Origin of the sequence: Ammoniphilus oxalaticus, from assembly GCF_003609605.1 — a bacterium.
GTDB lineage: Bacteria > Bacillota > Bacilli > Aneurinibacillales > RAOX-1 > Ammoniphilus > Ammoniphilus oxalaticus.
On record NZ_MCHY01000008.1, the window covers coordinates 283,636 to 301,353 of the forward strand.

Sequence of the window (17,718 nt, forward strand, 5' to 3'; positions counted from 1 at the left end):
GACGGGTAGGGGAATAATATATGACTGCCGCAAGGTTCCCTGAAGAATGGCTAGACCAAGTCAGAAATTCATTTAATATTGTTGATTTTATTGGTCAATATGTCCAACTTCGGAAAAGCGGTCGAAGCTTTATGGGTCTTTGTCCGTTTCACTCGGAGAAAACGCCATCCTTTTCTGTCCTAGAAGAAAAGCAAATATTTCATTGTTTTGGTTGCAGTGAGGGCGGGAATTTATTTACATTTCTAATGAAGCTGGAAGAACTGACGTTTCCGGAGGCAGTTATCCATTTAGCGGACAGCGCGGGAATTCGTTTGCCCGAGGGCTATCTCCAAAATCGCATGGAGACGGAACAGCAGCAATCGAAACAGCGTATGTTTAGCGCCTATGAGTTAGTTGTAAAGCTGTATCACTATCTTTTGTTTAAGACGGACTATGGCAAAGCAGCGAGGCGGTATTTAAGCGAGCGCGGCATTGATCAAGAGACGGCAGAACAATTTCAAATTGGCTATGCTCCAGATAGTTGGGAGTTTGTCACTGATTTTTTTGAAAAGCGGGATTACGATCATTCACTTTTGCAACAAGCAGGCTTACTTGGAAAAAGAGAATACGATCAAAAACCGTTTGATCTGTTTCGAAATCGATTGATGTTTCCGATTGCTGATACGCAAGGAAGAGTCATTGCGTTCGGCGGACGAATTCTCGGAGATGAGCAGCCGAAATATATAAATAGCCCTGAACATCAACTTTTTAATAAAAGCCACATCTTGTTTAATTTTTACCGTTCCCGTCGGGAAATTAGAAAGAAGCGTCAAGCGGTTCTATTTGAAGGTTATATGGATGCGATCGCTGCTTGGCAGGCAGGCGTCCACAATGGCGTTGCTTCGCTAGGAACCTCCTTAACAGAAACGCAAGCGACGTTGCTGAAGAGAAACGCGGATCAAGTCATTATTTGTTATGACGCTGATTCAGCAGGGATTGACGCTGCGATGAAAGCCGCTGAGGTCCTCCTTTCTGTTAACTGTCAAGTGAAAGTGGTATCGCTTGGGGAAGGGCTAGATCCTGACGATTATATCCAACGTTATGGCGCGACAAAGTTTCAATTGAAAATAGAAGAAGCCGCCACAGTGACTTCTTTTAAGATGGAATATTTGCGAAAACAGTTCGACCTGTCCGATGAAGCTCAAAGAATGAACTATATTCAAGCGGCGCTTGAACAAATCGCATCATTGCCAAACGCCGTCGAACGCGATCACTATTTGCGTTTTTTGTCTGAGGAATTCAACTATTCGTTGGATGCCTTAAAGCAAGAGCAAAGAAAAATTTATTTTCAGCAAAAAAAGGCCGGTAACAGGGATAAAGTGGCAGGGAAATGGAATAATAGTATAAATAATGGAACTCATGTGCCTGTCAGGTCGTTATTACCCGCTTATCATAATGCGGAAAAAAAACTTATTTCTTTAATGCTTCATGATGAAAAATGGGCAGAAGATATTATGCAAAGGGTTGGCGGAAATTTTAACGTGGATGAATTTGCTGCTTTAGCAGCCCACTTGTATAGCTTTTATTCGGTGGGAAATACATCCAATCCTAGCAAATTTATATCTGAATTAGAAGATGAAAAACTAATTCAGCTTGCTTCACAACTTGCTTTGGAAGGATCGGACGATATTACTACGTCTAAGGAGGAGATCTCCGATTATATACATCAAGTCTTAAGTTATCCTGTTTGGAGACAGATTGACAGTCTGAAAGATGAACAAAGGAGACTTGAAAAATTGGGTGATAACCTAAAAGCGGCGCAGGTTGGCATCGAAATACACCATTTAATCAAATCGCTGAAGCCGTTATCCACATAAAATGAGGAAGGAGGGAATGCCATGGCAAAGAAAGTAGAAAAGCCAGGTGTTATCACAAAAGAAGCAGAGTCAACTGATTTAACCCTTGAAGAAGTGAAGGAACAGTTAGTTGAGATAGGAAAAAAACGTGGGGTCCTCACCTACAAAGAGATCATGGAGAAGATGTCTTCATTTGATCAAGATTCCGATCAGATGGACGAATTTTATGAATTTCTTGCGGAGCAATCTATTGAACTCATCAACGATTCAGAAGATGATGAGGAAGAGACATCCTCAAAGAAGGAAGAGGAAGAAGAGGAGGAAGTTGATCTCACAGATTTATCAGTGCCGCCAGGTGTGAAAATTAATGACCCCGTAAGAATGTATTTAAAAGAAATCGGACGCGTTCCTTTGTTAACAGCGGAAGAAGAAGTTTCCCTTGCTCAGAAAATCGAGGGTGGGGAAGAAGAAGCAAAAAGACGATTAGCCGAGGCAAACCTTCGCCTAGTTGTAAGTATCGCAAAGCGTTATGTTGGAAGAGGAATGTTGTTTTTAGATTTAATTCAAGAAGGAAATATGGGTTTAATTAAAGCCGTCGAAAAGTTCGACTATACAAAAGGTTATAAGTTCAGCACGTACGCGACTTGGTGGATTCGTCAAGCGATTACGAGAGCGATTGCGGACCAAGCTCGAACCATTCGCATTCCTGTGCACATGGTTGAGACAATTAACAAGTTAATACGTGTTTCCCGTCAGTTGTTGCAGGAGTTAGGACGCGAACCAAGTCCTGAGGAAATTGCGGAAAAAATGGATTTAACACCTGAAAGGGTTAGAGAGATCCTTAAGATTGCCCAGGAACCTGTTTCCCTAGAAACGCCGATTGGCGAAGAAGATGATTCACATTTAGGCGATTTTATCGAGGACCAAGAAGCGTTGGCACCCTCCGACGCGGCTGCTTATGAGTTGTTGAAGGAGCAATTGGAGGATGTGCTTGATACATTAACCGACAGAGAAGAAAATGTGCTTCGCTTGCGTTTTGGGTTAGATGATGGCAGAACCCGCACTCTTGAAGAAGTAGGTAAAGTGTTCGGTGTTACGCGTGAAAGAATCCGACAGATTGAAGCGAAGGCATTAAGAAAGTTGCGGCACCCTAGCCGAAGTAAAAGACTTAAAGATTTCTTAGAGTAAACTATAAACCAAGAAAGCCTGTTGTTGCGTGAAAATGTGACGCGGGTTTTCTTTTTTTTATTGTTTAAAAGTAATTTCTCAGTAAAGGGCCTGTTAATCTTTATCTTTTTTATTATTTTATCGGTTTTGAAATGACAATGCAAATAAACTCTGGAAAATAAATTAATAGAGCGCGAGTCATAGTTCCCTCTTTCAATTTGTATAAATAGCATATGAGTGAATGTTCAGAAAAATGCGCCCCTTCTGAGCAAACGCTCAATCGAAGTTAAGGGGGAAACAGTATGTTTTTTGATCTGACAGACGAGCAAAAAATGATTAAAAAAATGCTGCGCGATTTCTCTGATGCGGAAGTTGCCCCTGGCGCGATCGCAAGAGATCGCTCGGGAAAGTTTCCAACCGATGTTTTTGCTAAACTTGCTTCATTGAATGTAATGGGTTTGCCTTTTCCAGAAAAATACGAGGGCGGCGGCGCCGACACGATCAGCTTTGCGATTGTTGTTGAAGAACTCAGTCGTGGCTGTGGGGCGACAGGAATCACGTATTCTGCTCATGTTTCGTTGGGCGGGGCGCCAATCCATCTATTCGGAACAGAGGAACAGAAGTTGACCTACTTAAAACCGTTGTGTCGTGGAGACTATCTAGGCGCGTTTGGATTAACAGAACCAAATGCGGGTTCTGACGCGGGAGGAACGCAAACGACTGCGGTGTTGGATGGGGATGAGTGGCTCATCAACGGTTCAAAATGCTTTATAACAAATGCTTCTTTTGCAAAAAATTTAGCGATAACGGCAGTGACAGATCGTTCTAAAGGTACGAATGGGATCAGCGCATTTATCGTTCCGACGGATACGCCTGGTTTCACGCTTGTAAACAATTATGAGAAAATGGGTTTGCACGCATCGGATACAACCGAATTATTTTTTGATAATGTCCGAATTTCGCGGGAAAATTTGTTAGGCAAAGAAGGAGAAGGCTTTAAACAATTTTTAATTACGTTAGATGGGGGAAGGATTGGGATTGCCGCAATGGCGGTCGGTTTAGCGCAAGCAGCTTTTGATAAAGCGTTGCAATACGCAAAGGAACGGAAGCAATTTGGGAGTAGTATTTCTAAGTTTCAAGCGATTCAGTTTAAATTAGCGGACATGGCGACGCAGATTGAAGTGGCAAGAAATATGGTATATAAAGCTGCATGGTTAAAAGATCAGGGCAGAAAATTTACAAAAGAAGCGGCGATCGCCAAGCTGTTTGCTACCGAGATGAGTGTTAAGGTTTGTGATGAAGCGATTCAAATCCATGGCGGTTACGGATATATGAGAGAGTATGAGGTTGAACGTTTTTATCGGGACGCGAAACTGCTTGAGATTGGAGAAGGAACTTCAGAAGTGCAACGAATGGTAATCGCGCGGCAAATCGGTTGTTAATTGAAATCCTCAAAAACACACGATGGAGCATTCTTTCGTTGTGTTTTTTTGTTTGTAACAACCATTTACGTTAAAATAGGGGATAGCATAATCTTCTTTTTTATGAAAGGTGCGACGACAATGGAATTATCTCAACGATTAACAGCCGTGGCTCGTTATGTTAAACCTGGCAGTAAAGTAGCCGATATCGGATCAGACCATGCCTTTTTACCGATTCACTTGATTCAAAGCGGAAAATCAGCCTCTGTTATTGCGGGGGAAGTCAATCGTGGTCCGCTTGAAATGGCCCGAAAAAATGTGGACCAAACGGGGTTTTCCAAGCAGATTGAGCTCCGTTTAGGAGATGGCTTGTCTGTCATTGAGGACGGTGAAGTCGATACCGTTTGTATTTCAGGTATGGGCGGCACATTGATTACTTCCATTTTGGATGCGGGTATTGAACGCTTGTCGTCTGTTCAACAGTTAGTTTTACAGCCCAACGTAGCAGAAAAACAAGCGCGAAAATGGCTTTATGATCATGGCTGGGAATTAGTTGGAGAGACCATCTTAAAAGAAGAGGGAATCATTTATGAAGTGTTTTCGGCCGTTCGGGGCAACGCTAAAGCGCCATATCAATCACAACAGTGGCCCCTGGAGCAATGGTTTGAACTTGGTCCCTTCTTGTGGTCGGAGAAATCGCCGATTTATAAAGAGAAGTGGGAACGCGAATGGGGAAATACAAAGCGGGTGTTGAGCGATTTAAAACGAGCCAAATCAACGGAAATAGAGACAAAGAGAATGGAGTTAGAAGATCGTTTAAAGTGGATAGAGGAGGTTCTAACATGTATGCAAACGGTCAGACCATAATTCAGATGTTAGAGGCGTTTGCCCCGAAGCATTTAGCTGTGGAAGGGGACCGAATCGGTTTACAAGTAGGGACTTTAAATAAAGATGTAAAAAAAGTGATGATTGCATTAGATGTGTTGGAGGAAGTGGTGGATGAGGCGATTGAACAAGGTGTTGATCTTATTATCGCCCACCATGCTGTCATCTTTCGACCACTTACCCAGCTTCGAACCGATCTGCCGGCCGGAAAGTTATATGAAAAATTAATTAAACATGATATTGCAGTGTATATTACTCATACGAATCTCGATGTGGCGGTTGGCGGGATTAATGACTTAATGGCAGATGCCTTAGGTTTAACGCAAACCGAACCGCTTGATAACGTGTACACTGAACAGTTGAAGAAGGTCGTTGTGTTCGTCCCTAAAACACATAAACAACAAGTTTTGGACGCAATGGGAGCAGCAGGCGCGGGTTGGATTGGAAATTACAGTCATTGTTCTTTTCAACTTGAAGGGGTTGGCGCATTTATGCCGCGCGCAGGTTCGCAACCTTATTCGGGTACGCAAGGTAAACTTGAGCAAGTTGAGGAAGTCCGAATTGAAACGGTCATTACAGCGCGCATTCAAAATCGAGTCATTAATAGTATGGTTAAAGCGCATCCATATGAGGAAGTGGCCTATGATATTTATCCGCTGGAACAACCGGGTCAAAGTTTTGGTCTAGGACGGATTGGTTATCTTGAGCAGGAGATGAATCTTGCTGAATTTACCGAACGTGTTAAGCGGGTGTTCGATGTAAACGGAGCGCGTGTCGTTGGGGACTTGAATAAACGAATTAAAAAGGTGGCCGTGTTAGGCGGGGATGGAAATCGTTACGTTTCTAAAGCGATTTTTAAAGGGGCGGATGTTCTTGTAACAGGGGACGTCTATTATCACACCGCGCATGATGCGATGGCTGCTGGTTTGTCGCTTGTTGATCCAGGACACAATGTTGAAAAAATTATGAAAGAAAAAATCCAACAACTATTGCAACTAAATATAAAAGAGCAAAGTAAACGAACGGAAGTTGTCGTTTCGCGTGTCAATACGGATCCATTTACGTTTTTATAGGGGGATATAGAGATGGATAGAGAGAAGTGTAGTCAGCTAATCCAGCAGTCCCTTCGAGAAAAGTTGGATTTGAAGGTTTGGGAGATTAGCGTGGAAGAAGATCATGTCGTCGTAAAAAATGTGGACAACCCTTCGCTTGGATTTAGTCTATCGTTGACAGCTATTTTATCCAAAATGGAAAAAGGCCAGGAACAGGAGAAAATTGAACAGTCGGTTGCAAATATTGTGGAGATGACCAAAGCAAGTTTGCAAACAAAGTCGCTGCTCGGCAATGAACAATCCATTTTTCCAGTGTTAAGAAGCAACGGCCATCCAACGGAACAGCAAGGGAAACGATTTTTGAAGCGGGCGCATACAGCTGAATCATCGATTTTTTATGCGTTTGATTTAGGTAAAACATACGCGTTAATTGATGAGCAGATGTGTATAGATGCGGGTTACGATAAACAACAAATTCATACTTTTGCGATCCAAAATGTGAAAAAATTAGATACAACATACAATAAAGATGAAGTTGCTGGAAATACATTTTATTTTTTCAGTCAACCAGATGGTTATGCGGCGAGTCGCGTACTGAACGATGAGTTGCTCGCATTTATGCGACGAATGATGACGAAAGATATGGGAATCGCGATACCTCATCAAGACGCGCTTGTTATCGCGGATATACAAAATGACGCAGGCTATAACATCTTAAGTCGTCTCAATATAGATTTTTGCATGAGAGGCGATATCCCGATTTCACCTCTCCCTTTTATATGGACGGAGGATGAAAAGTTGGAACCGATCATGGTGCTCGCTAATCCTGGAGCTACTCCAAACGTTAGAAAAGAATAAGGAGTCAATATGGATCGTTCTTCCCGAATCAAGTTGTTAGATTGTGACGTTTATTTCGAGCATTTGAAACCAGAAGAAACGGATGCTTCGTTTTCATTTCTGCTTGTTCACGGGTTTCTCGGATCTTGTTTTTCATTTAGAAAGCTGGCTCCGCTGTTAGCCCAACGATACGATGTCTATTCGATTGATTTAGTTGGTTTTGGCGCGAGTGAAAAGTCTCAAACATTCCGTTATTCGTACTTCCAGTACGCATCGTTGCTCGTTGAGTTTATGAGAAAGAAAGGTTTAAGCAAAGTGATCCTAATCGGACATTCGATGGGAGGACAAATTGCCCTCTATACAGCAAAATTCTTTCCAAGATCGGTGGCAGGGCTAATTTTAATTGGGAGTTCGGGGTATGTGTTAAGAGCTCCCCGCTTGGCTGTTTCCTTATCATACTTACCGTTTAGTTCTTGGTGGATGAAATTTTGGATGCGACGTTATAAAATAGAAGAAGTGTTAAAAAACACACTTTTCGATGATTCGTTAATTACGCGTGAAATGGTTGATGCCTATCAAGCCCCAATGAAAGATCGGGATTTTACTTATACTTTGCTTGGATTATTGAGACATCGAGAGGGCGATTTAACGAGAGAAGAGATTCAGACGATTAAACAAGAAACATTGTTAATTTGGGGAGAACAGGATGAAATTGTTCCAATTCGGATCGGATTAGGACTAAGCCAGGATCTACCTCACGCCCAGTTTGCTTGTATTCCCGACACCGGTCATCAAAGTATTGAAGAAAAACCGCTAGAAGTCTTTAACGAGATTGAAAAATGGCTGCGTAAACTAAATTTACACTAAATGTGGGAGGTCATTATTTTGTCTATTATATTTTCTACGTATCCATCTTGAACAAGCTGCCGTAAGGCCAAGTCTTGGCTTGAGGAAAATGAGATTGAGTTTGAAGAACGTCGCTATATGAAGGATCATTATACTGTTGAGGAATTAAACGAGTTGACCTCTAAAATTTCCGTTGATGAAATTTTGAATAAGAGAGGCGTCGTTTATAGAGAAAGAAAAGAACAATTAACGGGGCTAAGTGATGAACAGTTGATTGAGGAAATGGCGACAGAGCCGCGGTTGATTCGAAGGCCTATTATCATCGCGGGTGACCAAGTGATTGTTGGATTTAGCGAGGAAAAAATGGAAAGCGTGTTAAAATAAACAATGGTTTGTTTTTTTAAAAAAAGGGACTTCTTAAGGAAGTCTCTTTAATCCTTGCTAATTATGGAAGGCTATGATATAGTTAGTAACAGATTCAACTAACTGGCGCGGGGTGGAGCAGTTGGCAGCTCGTCGGGCTCATAATCCGAAGGTCACAGGTTCAAATCCTGTCCCCGCAACCATAATTCTTTGTCCTCGAAGTGGGCAACCAACTAAAATGATTTTACATATTCACTTTTTATAAAAGGGATATTGGGGATCGGGACGTAGCGCAGCTCGGTAGCGCGCACCCTTGGGGTGGGTGAGGTCGCAGGTTCAAATCCTGTCGTTCCGACCATTTAAAAAATATACCGTTTAAAATGTAAAACCACTAAATTAGTGGTTTTTTTGCTGTTCAATACGATTTTTTACAAGTAAATGAGTATTGAGGTATGCCTTTTGAAAAATGAAAGATACTAAAAGAGATAAGTTAATTATCATTCATTTTAGAGAGGGTGGGTTTGCTTGGACATTAATCTGGATAGACCGATCGTTGGAACGAAAAGTATGATTGTAAGTCCGCACTATTTAGCCTCCATGGCGGGAAATTCAATTTTGGAGAAAGGAGGAAATGCGTTTGACGCGGCTGTCGCTGTTGCTGCATGTTTGGGGGTCGTTTATCCGGCAATGACAGGACCGGGCGGTGATTCCTTTTGGTTAACTTACTCGCCAAAAGAGGGAAAAGTCAACGCCTACAATGGAGCGGGAAGATCTGGTTCAAAAGTTACGAGGGAGTTATATGAAGGAGAAGAATCGATTCCTTTTCGCGGCATTCGGGCCGCCATTACCGTGCCAGGGCAAGTCGATGCATGGGATGCAATCATATCTAAATATGGAAAGCTTACATTGAAAGAAGCGCTGCAACCAGCGATTGACTATGCGTTAAACGGCTTCCCCTATACGCGTGATCAATACGTGAACACGAAGAAAAATCTAGACGTTTTATCGAAGATTCCAATTACGAAAGATACTTACACGCCGAACGGACAAGTTCCCCGAGTTGGTTCCCGTTTCGTTCAAGAAAATTTAGGTAAGAGCTTGCAATTGATTGCTGAACAAGGTCGGGACGTGTTTTACAAAGGAGAACTCGGCGATCGAATTATTAATTACATCCAAGAAAATGGCGGGTACTTAGTAAAAGAAGATTTTGAGAAGCATAAAGGATTTTGGACGGAACCCATTTCGACTACATACCGCGGGTATGATATGTATCAATTTGGACCACCTACACAAGGTTTGGCATCGTTAATGACATTAAATATATTAGAGAATTTCGATTTTAGTAAAATTGAACACGGTTCATTCGAATATTACCATCTACTTGTCGAAGCATTAAAGCTAAGTTTTGAGGAACGTAATGCTGAATTAACCGATCCAGAATTCCACAAGATTCCGTTGGATCGCATCTTAAGCAAAGAATATGCGCGACAGAAAGCTGAACAGATTCGTTCAAAAGCAAGTTCATTAGACAGCGCTTTTATGGGCGCGGATACAGCTTATGCGGCGGTTGTGGATGAGGAGGGAAATGCTGTTTCCTTTATCCTAAGTATTTATCATGAGTATGGATCGGGGATTGTCGCGGGGGACACGGGGATCCTGATGCAGAATCGAGGTTCTTTTTTCTCGCTTGATCCAAATCATGTTAATACGCTGGAGCCAAACAAATTTACGTTTACGACAATTATTCCAGCGATGGCGTGTAAAGATGGCAAGCCGTATATCCTATATGGTACGCAAGGAGGAGAAGGGCAACCTCAAACGCAAACCGCGATGATAACAAGGATGCTTGAATATGGCATGGATCCGCAAGAAGCGGTTAGCCAACCACGTTGGTTATGGGGACGAACGTGGGGGGTCGCGCGTCTAGATCTGAAAATTGAATCGCGTTGTTGTCCGAATACAATTCAAGCGTTACGTGATGCAGGACATGATGTGAATGTAGTAAAAGACTATGATGATTTTATGGGTCATGCTTCCGCCATAAAAGTCGATGATGACGGCTTCTTGCAGGGCGGTGTCGATCCACGTAGTGACGGAGCTGCAATCGGAAGATAAACCGATGGAATAGCGAACCACTTCAGTTAGCGCGCTTACTAACTGAAGTGGTTTTTTTGGTCATTATCATAGGCGCGCGGATAACCTTGACCTTATATATTTTATATGTATTAATATTCATATGATATTATAGTCCATAGAATACGGGGTTATTCGATGAAAATTTCAGTAATTATTCCGACCTTGAATGAGGAACAGACCATTTCGCAGACGGTTAAATCCCTTCAATCACAGCAAACAAATTATCCAATCGAATGGAAGCGCTGATCGTTCAACATACAGTCTGCCCGTCTCTCGTTCCGCAAGTGTTTCACTATAATGCTGAGTTAGCTTTAATCGTCATGGAGGACCTCCCCTCTTTTCAAATTTTACGGCAAGGTTTGATTGAGCTTAACCGATATTCGGCGCTACCGAAACATCTAGGTCAGTTTTTGGCTAAAATGTTATTCTACACTTCTCGTTTCGGGTTGGAAGAAGAGGAGCGAACAGCGAAAAGGGTTCAATTTATCAATCCCGAATTATCCCATATGACAGGAGGGGTAGTCTTTACTGATCCTTTTCAAGACGCGGAAATGAATCAATTTAACCCATTGATTCGTGAACAGGTTACTGAAATCTGGGAAAAAAGAGCTTTACAGCTAGAGGTCGCCAAATTAAAGGATCATTTTTTCACACATGCGCAAGCTTTAGTTCATGGTGATCTACATACAGGAAGTATTATGGTGAGAGAGGGAGAGACGAAGATCGTTGACCCCGAATTTGCCTTTTATGGACCAATCGGTTTCGATATAGGGGCGATTATCGGAAATATTTTATTAAATTACGCCTCGCATGAGGGGTATACGGATCAATCGCAAGCCCGCGCCGAGTATCAACAATATCTATTAGAAACAATCAGACAATTATGGATAGAATTTGAGCGGGAATTTGCGACGCTCTGTCGCGAAGAATCGAAAGAAGCCAGTGTATTGAACCTTGATTACTTAAACAATATACTTGTTCGTGTCCTGCAAGATACGCTAGGATTTGCGGGATGTAAAATGTTGCGTCGGGTGATTGGTATCTCGCGCGTGGCCGATTTAGAAGGAATTGAGGATGAACGTCGTCGGGCTAAAGCGGAAGTTCTTGTTCTAGAGCTGGGCGCGCGATTAATTGTACAGCGCCAAGCGGTAACGAGCGTGGATGGACTCGTAAACATCATTGTAAGCAGTAAAAAAATGTAAGAGACTTGACTGAATTCAGATTGGGTTATATAATGACACTACAAACAAGCGCGGGAACGTGGCGGTCGTGGCGAAGTGGTTAACGCATCGGATTGTGGCTCCGACACTCGTGGGTTCGATTCCCATCGGCCGCCCCAACAAGGGAGCATAGCCAAGTGGTAAGGCGCGGGTCTGCAAAACCTTCATTCCCCGGTTCAAGTCCGGGTGCTCCCTCCAACTCAGTACGTCTTGGCGTAATTGGGATTCCCGTTCAGCTTTGTTTATGTGTAGCGCGAAGTATTAAAATGTCCCAGTAGCTCAGTTGGATAGAGCAACGGCCTTCTAAGCCGTGAGTCGGGAGTTCGAATCTCTTCTGGGACGCCACTCTTATGAATAATGATTCCTGCGATGTTCGTAGCATTTTTATGTTTCGAACCTTAAATTTTGTTTCGGGATTCCGATATTTGATTTGTGGACGTTATGCCCGCGCTGCGGGAAAGCGGAAATGAACGTGAGGAGACCCACCTGTCGAGCGCAGGTTATGAAACAAACTAATGTTACGGCATACGCGGGATTTTACTATGTATTTAAAACTCATCGTTATTAATAACGATGAGTTTTTTTATTTGGCTTTAATCAGCTCTAAAAAGCCTCTTTCTAAAGTATGCGTAATTGACAAGCGTAACTCGCACATATAATAAGATTAACAGCGGGTTGTAATCAGATTGTCGATGAAAAGAGGAGAGGCAAAATGATAAAGAGCATAGGGGAGTTAATGAGCGACGATATCCAGGCGCAACGGGACCAAAATTTCCTCATTTATTATGATCGGCATGGCAAGCGAACCGAGACAAGTTATGCCGATTTTATTGAACGTGTTGGCTGTGTTGTTCAATTCTTAGATAAACAAGGCATTCGACGGGGGGATCGAATCATTACGCTCATGCAGAATAAAGTTGAACAAGTCACCATCTATTTCGCTGCATGGGCAATGGGTGTTTGCGTTGCGCCTGTCAATCTTGCTGAATCAGACGACCGTATTCGATTTATCGTTGAGCAGAGCATGGCGAGAGCTATTTTTGTTCAATCAGAAGCAAGCAACAAAGTGAAAAAATTGTTGATGCGAAATCAAGTTGAAACGAGTGTGTTTTCAGTTGAAGCAGATGACTCACGCCCTTTATTTGCGCAAGCAGGTCGAGAATGGAAGGCGCTGCTGAATAGTTCGATAGATGATGAGGCTTTAATTGTTTATACATCGGGTACGACAGGGAAGCCAAAGGGCGTTATCCTTAAACAAAAAAACTTATTGTATGACGCGGAAGCGATCGCCGAATGGCATCAGTTGCAGCAAGGAATTCGAATGATGTGTGTGTTGCCTATCCACCATGTAAATGGCATTGTCGTTACCCTTGTGACGCCATTTTTCTGTCGGGGGACGGTTATTCTTAACGAACGGTTCAGCGTAAGTTATTTTTGGGAAAGAATTGATCGGGAGCAGGTTCAGATTGTTAGTGTTGTGCCAACATTATTGGAATTTTTATTAGAAGTTGATAAAGAATTACAAAGGGTTTCGTTTACGTCATTGCGTCATATTATTTGTGGGGCGGGGCCATTGCTTGTTGAAACAGCGCTATCGTTTGAAAAGAAGTTTAATGTTCCGATTATTCACGGCTACGGTCTATCTGAAACAACATGCTACTCTAGTTTTCTTCCAATCGATTTATCGGATGAGGAGCGAAGGGTATGGTTGTCAAAGTATGGATTTCCATCGATCGGAACCCCGATTAAACACAATCAGATGGCGATTTTAGATGAGCATGGAACGAAGCAAGCAGAGGGCAAGCGCGGTGAAATTGCGATACGGGGTGAAACGGTTATGGAAGCCTATGATAAAAGAGCGGATGCGAATGCAGAGGCGTTTCGACATGGAGGTGGATGGTTTATGACTGGTGATGAGGGCTTTTACAAAAATGATCAACACGGCAGGCCTTTTTTCTTTATTACGGGCCGGATCAAGGAACTGATCATTCGTGGCGGTATAAATCTATCTCCTTTAGAAATCGATGAAGTATTAAAGAAGCATCCAAAAGTTCAGCATGCTTTAGCTGTCCCATTCGAAAATCGTTTCTACGGTGAAGAAATTGCCGCCTATATCGTTCCCAAAGAAGGCATGACGGTAACAGAATCAGAGCTTATCCAACATTGCGCGCAGCGCCTGCCATTCATCAAGCAACCAAAGGTGTTTATTTTTGGCGATGAATTACCTTACACAGCGACAGGTAAACCGAAGAGATTGCAACTAAAGGAACAGTTAAAAAAACAATTAAGCGTTCATCGCAATATCCAGTTTAGAGCAGAAAATGCGGATCGTTAATCGATTACAAGAGAGTAGAATGTTATGTAAGTTACAAGCTTGCCTGTTTTTGTCGCAAAATAAAAACGAGATTGCGGTAAGCAATCTCGTTTATGTGTGAAGTTAACTACGCGGCGTGCATCAGACTTGCAATTGTAAAAATAATGGCGATCAGAATAAAGAATCCAAATGATACGCCGAAACCGATAATATTGTCGACCATATCATGTTGCGTTGCGTCACGTTTATATTCCATGAGTCGTCACCTCCCATTACATCTCTCATATTTTAACATATCCACAATACTAATATAGTATCATATCGACAGGGCTTGGTAAATCCATTTATCGTTGCCTTGTTAAGGGATTTCAATTAACTGTTGAATCCACTGCTCCATTTGTTCTTTTGTATGCAACCCCGGCGCTGCTTTCATAATCGTTTGATGGCGGTCTATAAAGAAAGTTGAAGGGATTGCTGTGACACGGTATTGTCTGGAAACTTGTCCGTTTGTGTCAAGTAAGATTGGAAATTGGAATTGGTAATCATTTACGAAGGCCTCAACTTTTTCTAGCTTGTCGTTGTGTGTTAAGTTTACGGCGTAAAATTGGACTTGATCACCGTATTTTTCGTGTAACTGCAAAAGAACGGGGGCTTCAATTTTACAAGGCCCGCACCATGATGCCCAAAAATTAACAACCACGGGCTTATTCAGATTTTTTAATTTATACTTTTTACCGTCCAGTCCCTCCAAATCGAAGCTGGGCGAGCGATAGCCGACTTCTGGTTGCTCCGGCATCGCATTATTTTGTTCACGATTACTTAGATTGCCGTATAAGGCTCCGATGACTAAAAGCAGGACAATAGCGCCGATTAATAGGTTCCGCTTCAAGCTCCACTTCCCTCCTCATTTAAAATCCAGTAAAACCACCGTAAATGGAAATTAACCAGATGGTGATATCCGTCATTTTGTTTGTGTATAAAAGAACGCCTAATAAAATCATCATGATTCCGCCGAACTTCATCATCTTCTGTGAATGTCGCTGGATCCATTGTGTTCGGCCAATAAAAAAGGCCATGATGATAAAAGGGAGGGCAAATCCGAGTGTATAGGCTACAATCAACGGAATGCCTTGGTTTGGGTCACTGGCGCCGATTGTTAGAACAGCGGTAAGGATTGGACCGATGCAAGGGGTCCATCCAGCGGCAAAGGAAACGCCGACAAGAACCGAACCGAAGTAACCCGCGGGTTTCTTGGCTAGATCAAACCGTTTTTCCCTCATAAACAAGGATGGTTTAAACAAACCGACCATAAATAGTCCCATCACTAAAATTAAAATTCCGCCTAATTGACGAATCAGATTTTGGTACTGCGCAAACAGAGAACCGAGCAATGTAGCGGTTAAGCCGAGTGAGATAAAAATAATCGAAAAGCCTAGCACAAAAAATAACGTATGGATCATGGCTTGTCTAAAAATAATCGATCGATCTTCTTTCAATTTTGCTACTGAAATACCTGTTATGTAAGAGATATACGACGGATAGAGGGGGAGCGTGCAAGGGGAAATGAAAGATAAAAATCCCGCTCCAAAAGCAAGCCAAATTGTCGGGTTCATCGCTACATTCAAGGTTGTTTGTCACTCCTTCTATTATGTCTAGCATAAGGCCTTTTTAAGCGTACCTTATTTAAAGACTCTATTTTTATCATTCTATCATTGATTATGAAATTGAAGCAATGAAACAGTGGTTGAATGTTTCACGAGTAGCAATAATATTCTACTTTATTCTACAAATTTTCTGACTCTTTCAGGGTGCTGCGTAATCAAGCCGTCTACGCGACAATCGAGGGCGAGGTTGATTTGACGCCAATGATTAACGTGATATGGGCAGACAAGCAGGCCGTGTTCATGGCTTTGGGTAACGAAATCACGGCTGATTGCATTGATAGGAGGATGGATCACTCGCGCTCCAAGCTCCGACGCCATCCTCCAAGGTTCGTCAAGTTTTCCGAAATATAAAAAACCGCCAATAATTTGGTCGTCCAACGAAGCGATCTTTTTAATGCTCTTTGGATTAAATGAGGACAAAATAACTTGTTGCTGCAGTTGGTACTTTTGAATTAATTTGATAATCGTCTGCTCGATTCCATCGTAACGAATCAGCGTATTTTTCATTTCGATATTGAGTAACGTTGGAAAATGAACGACCTTCTTAAGGATATCTTCTAATGTTGGAATCTTAATATGAGAATAACGAGGGTGAAACCAAGCTCCCGCGCTAAGTTGTTGGAGTTCTTTTAATGTAAACCTTTTTACTAAACCTCTTCCATTTGTTGTTCGATTTACCTTTTCATCGTGGATAACGACGGGGTGACCGTCTTTCGTAAGATGGACATCAAATTCTAGCCCATTGGCTCCAAGCTGAATCGCTCTTCGAAAAGCGGGAAGCGTATTTTCAGGCAGAAGATGCGCGGCTCCTCGATGGGCAAAAATCATTAAATTGGACTGCATATGATCCCCACCTATTTTAAATCTCGTGTTCAGTCTATGCTCATTTTAAGCGGGTATGTCTTGGGATGAGAGGAGGAATTCGCTTTAGGCAGTAAGGACTGATTTGCAAAAATGGGCATTCCTTCGCCAATCTTGCGCTATAATATTACACTCAAATAAACAAAAAATTAGGGGGCGTTCAAAGGAATGGATGATTGGATACGAAATCACGACGTTATTATTGATCCTACCAACAAAAGAATAAGAATATTGAACCCGCAATCCAATGAATTAAATGCGATGTTTATGAATCATTTACATTTAGCTGAAACAGAGACTGGCTTTACAAAGACGATCGTCTACGCCAAAAAACAAGATGTAGATTTTTTCCTTCAGCAAGGATTTCGTCAGGAGGCAAAGATCGACGGCTATTTTAATGGGCAAAATGTATATTTACTATCTAAATTTCTTTCAGAAGATCGCGGTATAAATAAGTTTGAAAAAGAAGAAGATGAGATTGTTCAACTAGCGAACGGAAAGAACAGCCAAGCGGTTAGAAGACCCTTGCCAGAAGGGATGATCCTTCGGCAAGGGGCGCTAGACGATGCTGAACAGATGGCTGCGCTGCTTCGGGTTGTGTTTAAAACTTATCCTACCCCTGTTCATGAACCAGATTATCTTAAAAAAGTAATGCAAGAAGATACGTATTTTATGGTGATTGAGCATGAGGGGCGGATTATTGGACTCGCTTCGGCGGAAATGGTTCCTGAGCTAAACAATGTTGAGATATCAGATGCCGCAACACACCCGGATTATCGGGGACAAGGACTTTTAAGTCACCTCTTTTTTGCTCTAGAGGATGAAATGAAAAAAAGAAAAATTCCGTATCTGTACACACTGGCAAGGTCGCAATCAGCCGCGATGAATGTCACTGTTTCCAGACACGGGTTTCAATATACAGGTAGAATGGTGAACAATTGCGATATCTTTTCTGGGTTTGAAAATATGAATGTTTGGGTTAAACCATTGCATTCAACGAAGGATTAAAAAGAAAGATTTTATATATAGCAGCTAGGATCCGAGGCAGCCCATAAAGCGGCGCTGTTATTCGTTGCCTAGCTGCTGTGTTTTTTCTCCACTGATCTTCATACAATGA

16 protein-coding genes, 5 tRNA genes, 1 other RNA gene and 1 pseudogene are annotated in these 17,718 nt (G+C 42.2%); 19 read left to right on the forward strand and 4 right to left on the reverse strand.

The window, feature by feature from the left end; all coding sequences use genetic code 11:
* The first annotated feature begins 20 nt into the window (after positions 1 to 20).
* The 18 genes and pseudogenes from dnaG (at position 21) to BEP19_RS07700 (ending at position 14,097) form a co-directional block, all read left to right on the forward strand.
* Positions 21 to 1,856: a DNA primase gene (gene dnaG / locus BEP19_RS07615; protein ID WP_120189252.1), complete on the forward strand. Its 1,836-nt coding sequence runs from the start codon at positions 21 to 23 to the stop codon at positions 1,854 to 1,856.
* Between the two features lie 21 nt (positions 1,857 to 1,877).
* Positions 1,878 to 3,023, forward strand: a complete 1,146-nt coding sequence (gene rpoD, locus BEP19_RS07620; protein ID WP_211329326.1) for an RNA polymerase sigma factor RpoD — start codon at positions 1,878 to 1,880, stop codon at positions 3,021 to 3,023.
* 281 nt (positions 3,024 to 3,304) lie between these two features.
* Positions 3,305 to 4,444: an acyl-CoA dehydrogenase gene (locus tag BEP19_RS07625; RefSeq protein WP_120189253.1), complete on the forward strand. Its 1,140-nt coding sequence runs from the start codon at positions 3,305 to 3,307 to the stop codon at positions 4,442 to 4,444.
* 120 nt (positions 4,445 to 4,564) lie between these two features.
* Positions 4,565 to 5,290: a tRNA (adenine(22)-N(1))-methyltransferase gene (locus tag BEP19_RS07630; protein ID WP_170145306.1), complete on the forward strand. Its 726-nt coding sequence runs from the start codon at positions 4,565 to 4,567 to the stop codon at positions 5,288 to 5,290.
* A complete protein-coding gene (locus tag BEP19_RS07635; RefSeq protein WP_120189255.1) occupies positions 5,266 to 6,381 on the forward strand; it encodes a Nif3-like dinuclear metal center hexameric protein in 1,116 nt (371 codons plus the stop codon). Before BEP19_RS07630 ends, BEP19_RS07635 begins: the two co-directional genes overlap by 25 nt.
* A gap of 12 nt (positions 6,382 to 6,393) precedes the next feature.
* Positions 6,394 to 7,218: a DUF1444 family protein gene (locus tag BEP19_RS07640; RefSeq protein WP_120189256.1), complete on the forward strand. Its 825-nt coding sequence runs from the start codon at positions 6,394 to 6,396 to the stop codon at positions 7,216 to 7,218.
* 9 nt (positions 7,219 to 7,227) lie between these two features.
* Positions 7,228 to 8,064, forward strand: a complete 837-nt coding sequence (locus BEP19_RS07645) for an alpha/beta fold hydrolase (RefSeq protein WP_120189257.1) — start codon at positions 7,228 to 7,230, stop codon at positions 8,062 to 8,064.
* 63 nt (positions 8,065 to 8,127) lie between these two features.
* Positions 8,128 to 8,427, forward strand: a pseudogene (locus BEP19_RS07650) (arsenate reductase family protein); the annotation flags it as partial.
* Positions 8,428 to 8,533: 106 nt separating this feature from the next.
* Positions 8,534 to 8,609 (forward strand) — tRNA-Met (locus tag BEP19_RS07655).
* 78 nt (positions 8,610 to 8,687) lie between these two features.
* Positions 8,688 to 8,764, forward strand: a tRNA-Pro gene (locus tag BEP19_RS07660).
* 179 nt (positions 8,765 to 8,943) lie between these two features.
* Positions 8,944 to 10,521, forward strand: a complete 1,578-nt coding sequence (gene ggt, locus BEP19_RS07665; RefSeq protein WP_120189964.1) for a gamma-glutamyltransferase — start codon at positions 8,944 to 8,946, stop codon at positions 10,519 to 10,521.
* A 156-nt stretch (positions 10,522 to 10,677) separates the two neighbouring features.
* Positions 10,678 to 10,788, forward strand: a complete 111-nt coding sequence (locus BEP19_RS07670; protein WP_120189259.1) for a glycosyltransferase — start codon at positions 10,678 to 10,680, stop codon at positions 10,786 to 10,788.
* The gene (mtnK, locus tag BEP19_RS07675; protein WP_120189260.1) at positions 10,776 to 11,744 is read left to right on the forward strand and encodes an S-methyl-5-thioribose kinase; all 969 of its coding nucleotides are present in this window, start codon (positions 10,776 to 10,778) and stop codon (positions 11,742 to 11,744) included. The genes BEP19_RS07670 and mtnK overlap by 13 nt, the downstream gene beginning before the upstream one ends.
* 61 nt (positions 11,745 to 11,805) lie before the next feature.
* Positions 11,806 to 11,881: transfer RNA gene (locus BEP19_RS07680), tRNA-His, on the forward strand.
* A gap of 4 nt (positions 11,882 to 11,885) precedes the next feature.
* Positions 11,886 to 11,960: transfer RNA gene (locus BEP19_RS07685), tRNA-Cys, on the forward strand.
* Positions 11,961 to 12,030: 70 nt separating this feature from the next.
* Positions 12,031 to 12,107, forward strand: a tRNA-Arg gene (locus tag BEP19_RS07690).
* A gap of 13 nt (positions 12,108 to 12,120) precedes the next feature.
* Positions 12,121 to 12,302: non-coding RNA, 6S RNA (gene ssrS / locus BEP19_RS07695), on the forward strand.
* 172 nt (positions 12,303 to 12,474) lie between these two features.
* On the forward strand, positions 12,475 to 14,097 hold the full coding sequence (locus BEP19_RS07700) for a class I adenylate-forming enzyme family protein (RefSeq protein WP_120189261.1): 1,623 nt from the start codon (positions 12,475 to 12,477) through the stop codon (positions 14,095 to 14,097).
* A 106-nt stretch (positions 14,098 to 14,203) separates the two neighbouring features.
* Here BEP19_RS07700 and BEP19_RS07705 read toward each other — a convergent pair whose 3' ends face one another.
* The 4 genes from BEP19_RS07705 to BEP19_RS07720 form a co-directional block, all read right to left on the reverse strand.
* A complete protein-coding gene (locus BEP19_RS07705) occupies positions 14,204 to 14,332 on the reverse strand; it encodes a YqzM family protein (protein WP_120189262.1) in 129 nt (42 codons plus the stop codon).
* Between the two features lie 102 nt (positions 14,333 to 14,434).
* Entirely contained in the window at positions 14,435 to 14,965 is a 531-nt protein-coding gene (locus BEP19_RS07710; protein ID WP_120189263.1) for a TlpA family protein disulfide reductase, read from the reverse strand.
* A 19-nt stretch (positions 14,966 to 14,984) separates the two neighbouring features.
* On the reverse strand, positions 14,985 to 15,701 hold the full coding sequence (locus tag BEP19_RS07715; RefSeq protein WP_120189264.1) for a cytochrome c biogenesis CcdA family protein: 717 nt from the start codon (positions 15,699 to 15,701) through the stop codon (positions 14,985 to 14,987).
* 153 nt (positions 15,702 to 15,854) lie between these two features.
* Positions 15,855 to 16,583, reverse strand: coding sequence for a glycerophosphodiester phosphodiesterase (locus BEP19_RS07720; RefSeq protein ID WP_120189265.1), 729 nt, complete (start codon positions 16,581 to 16,583; stop codon positions 15,855 to 15,857).
* 186 nt (positions 16,584 to 16,769) lie between these two features.
* On the opposite strand from BEP19_RS07720, the gene ablB reads away from it, so the two are divergent.
* Positions 16,770 to 17,609 (forward strand): putative beta-lysine N-acetyltransferase, encoded by an 840-nt coding sequence (ablB, locus tag BEP19_RS07725; RefSeq protein ID WP_120189266.1) that lies wholly within the window; start codon positions 16,770 to 16,772, stop codon positions 17,607 to 17,609.
* Positions 17,610 to 17,718: the final 109 nt, after the last annotated feature.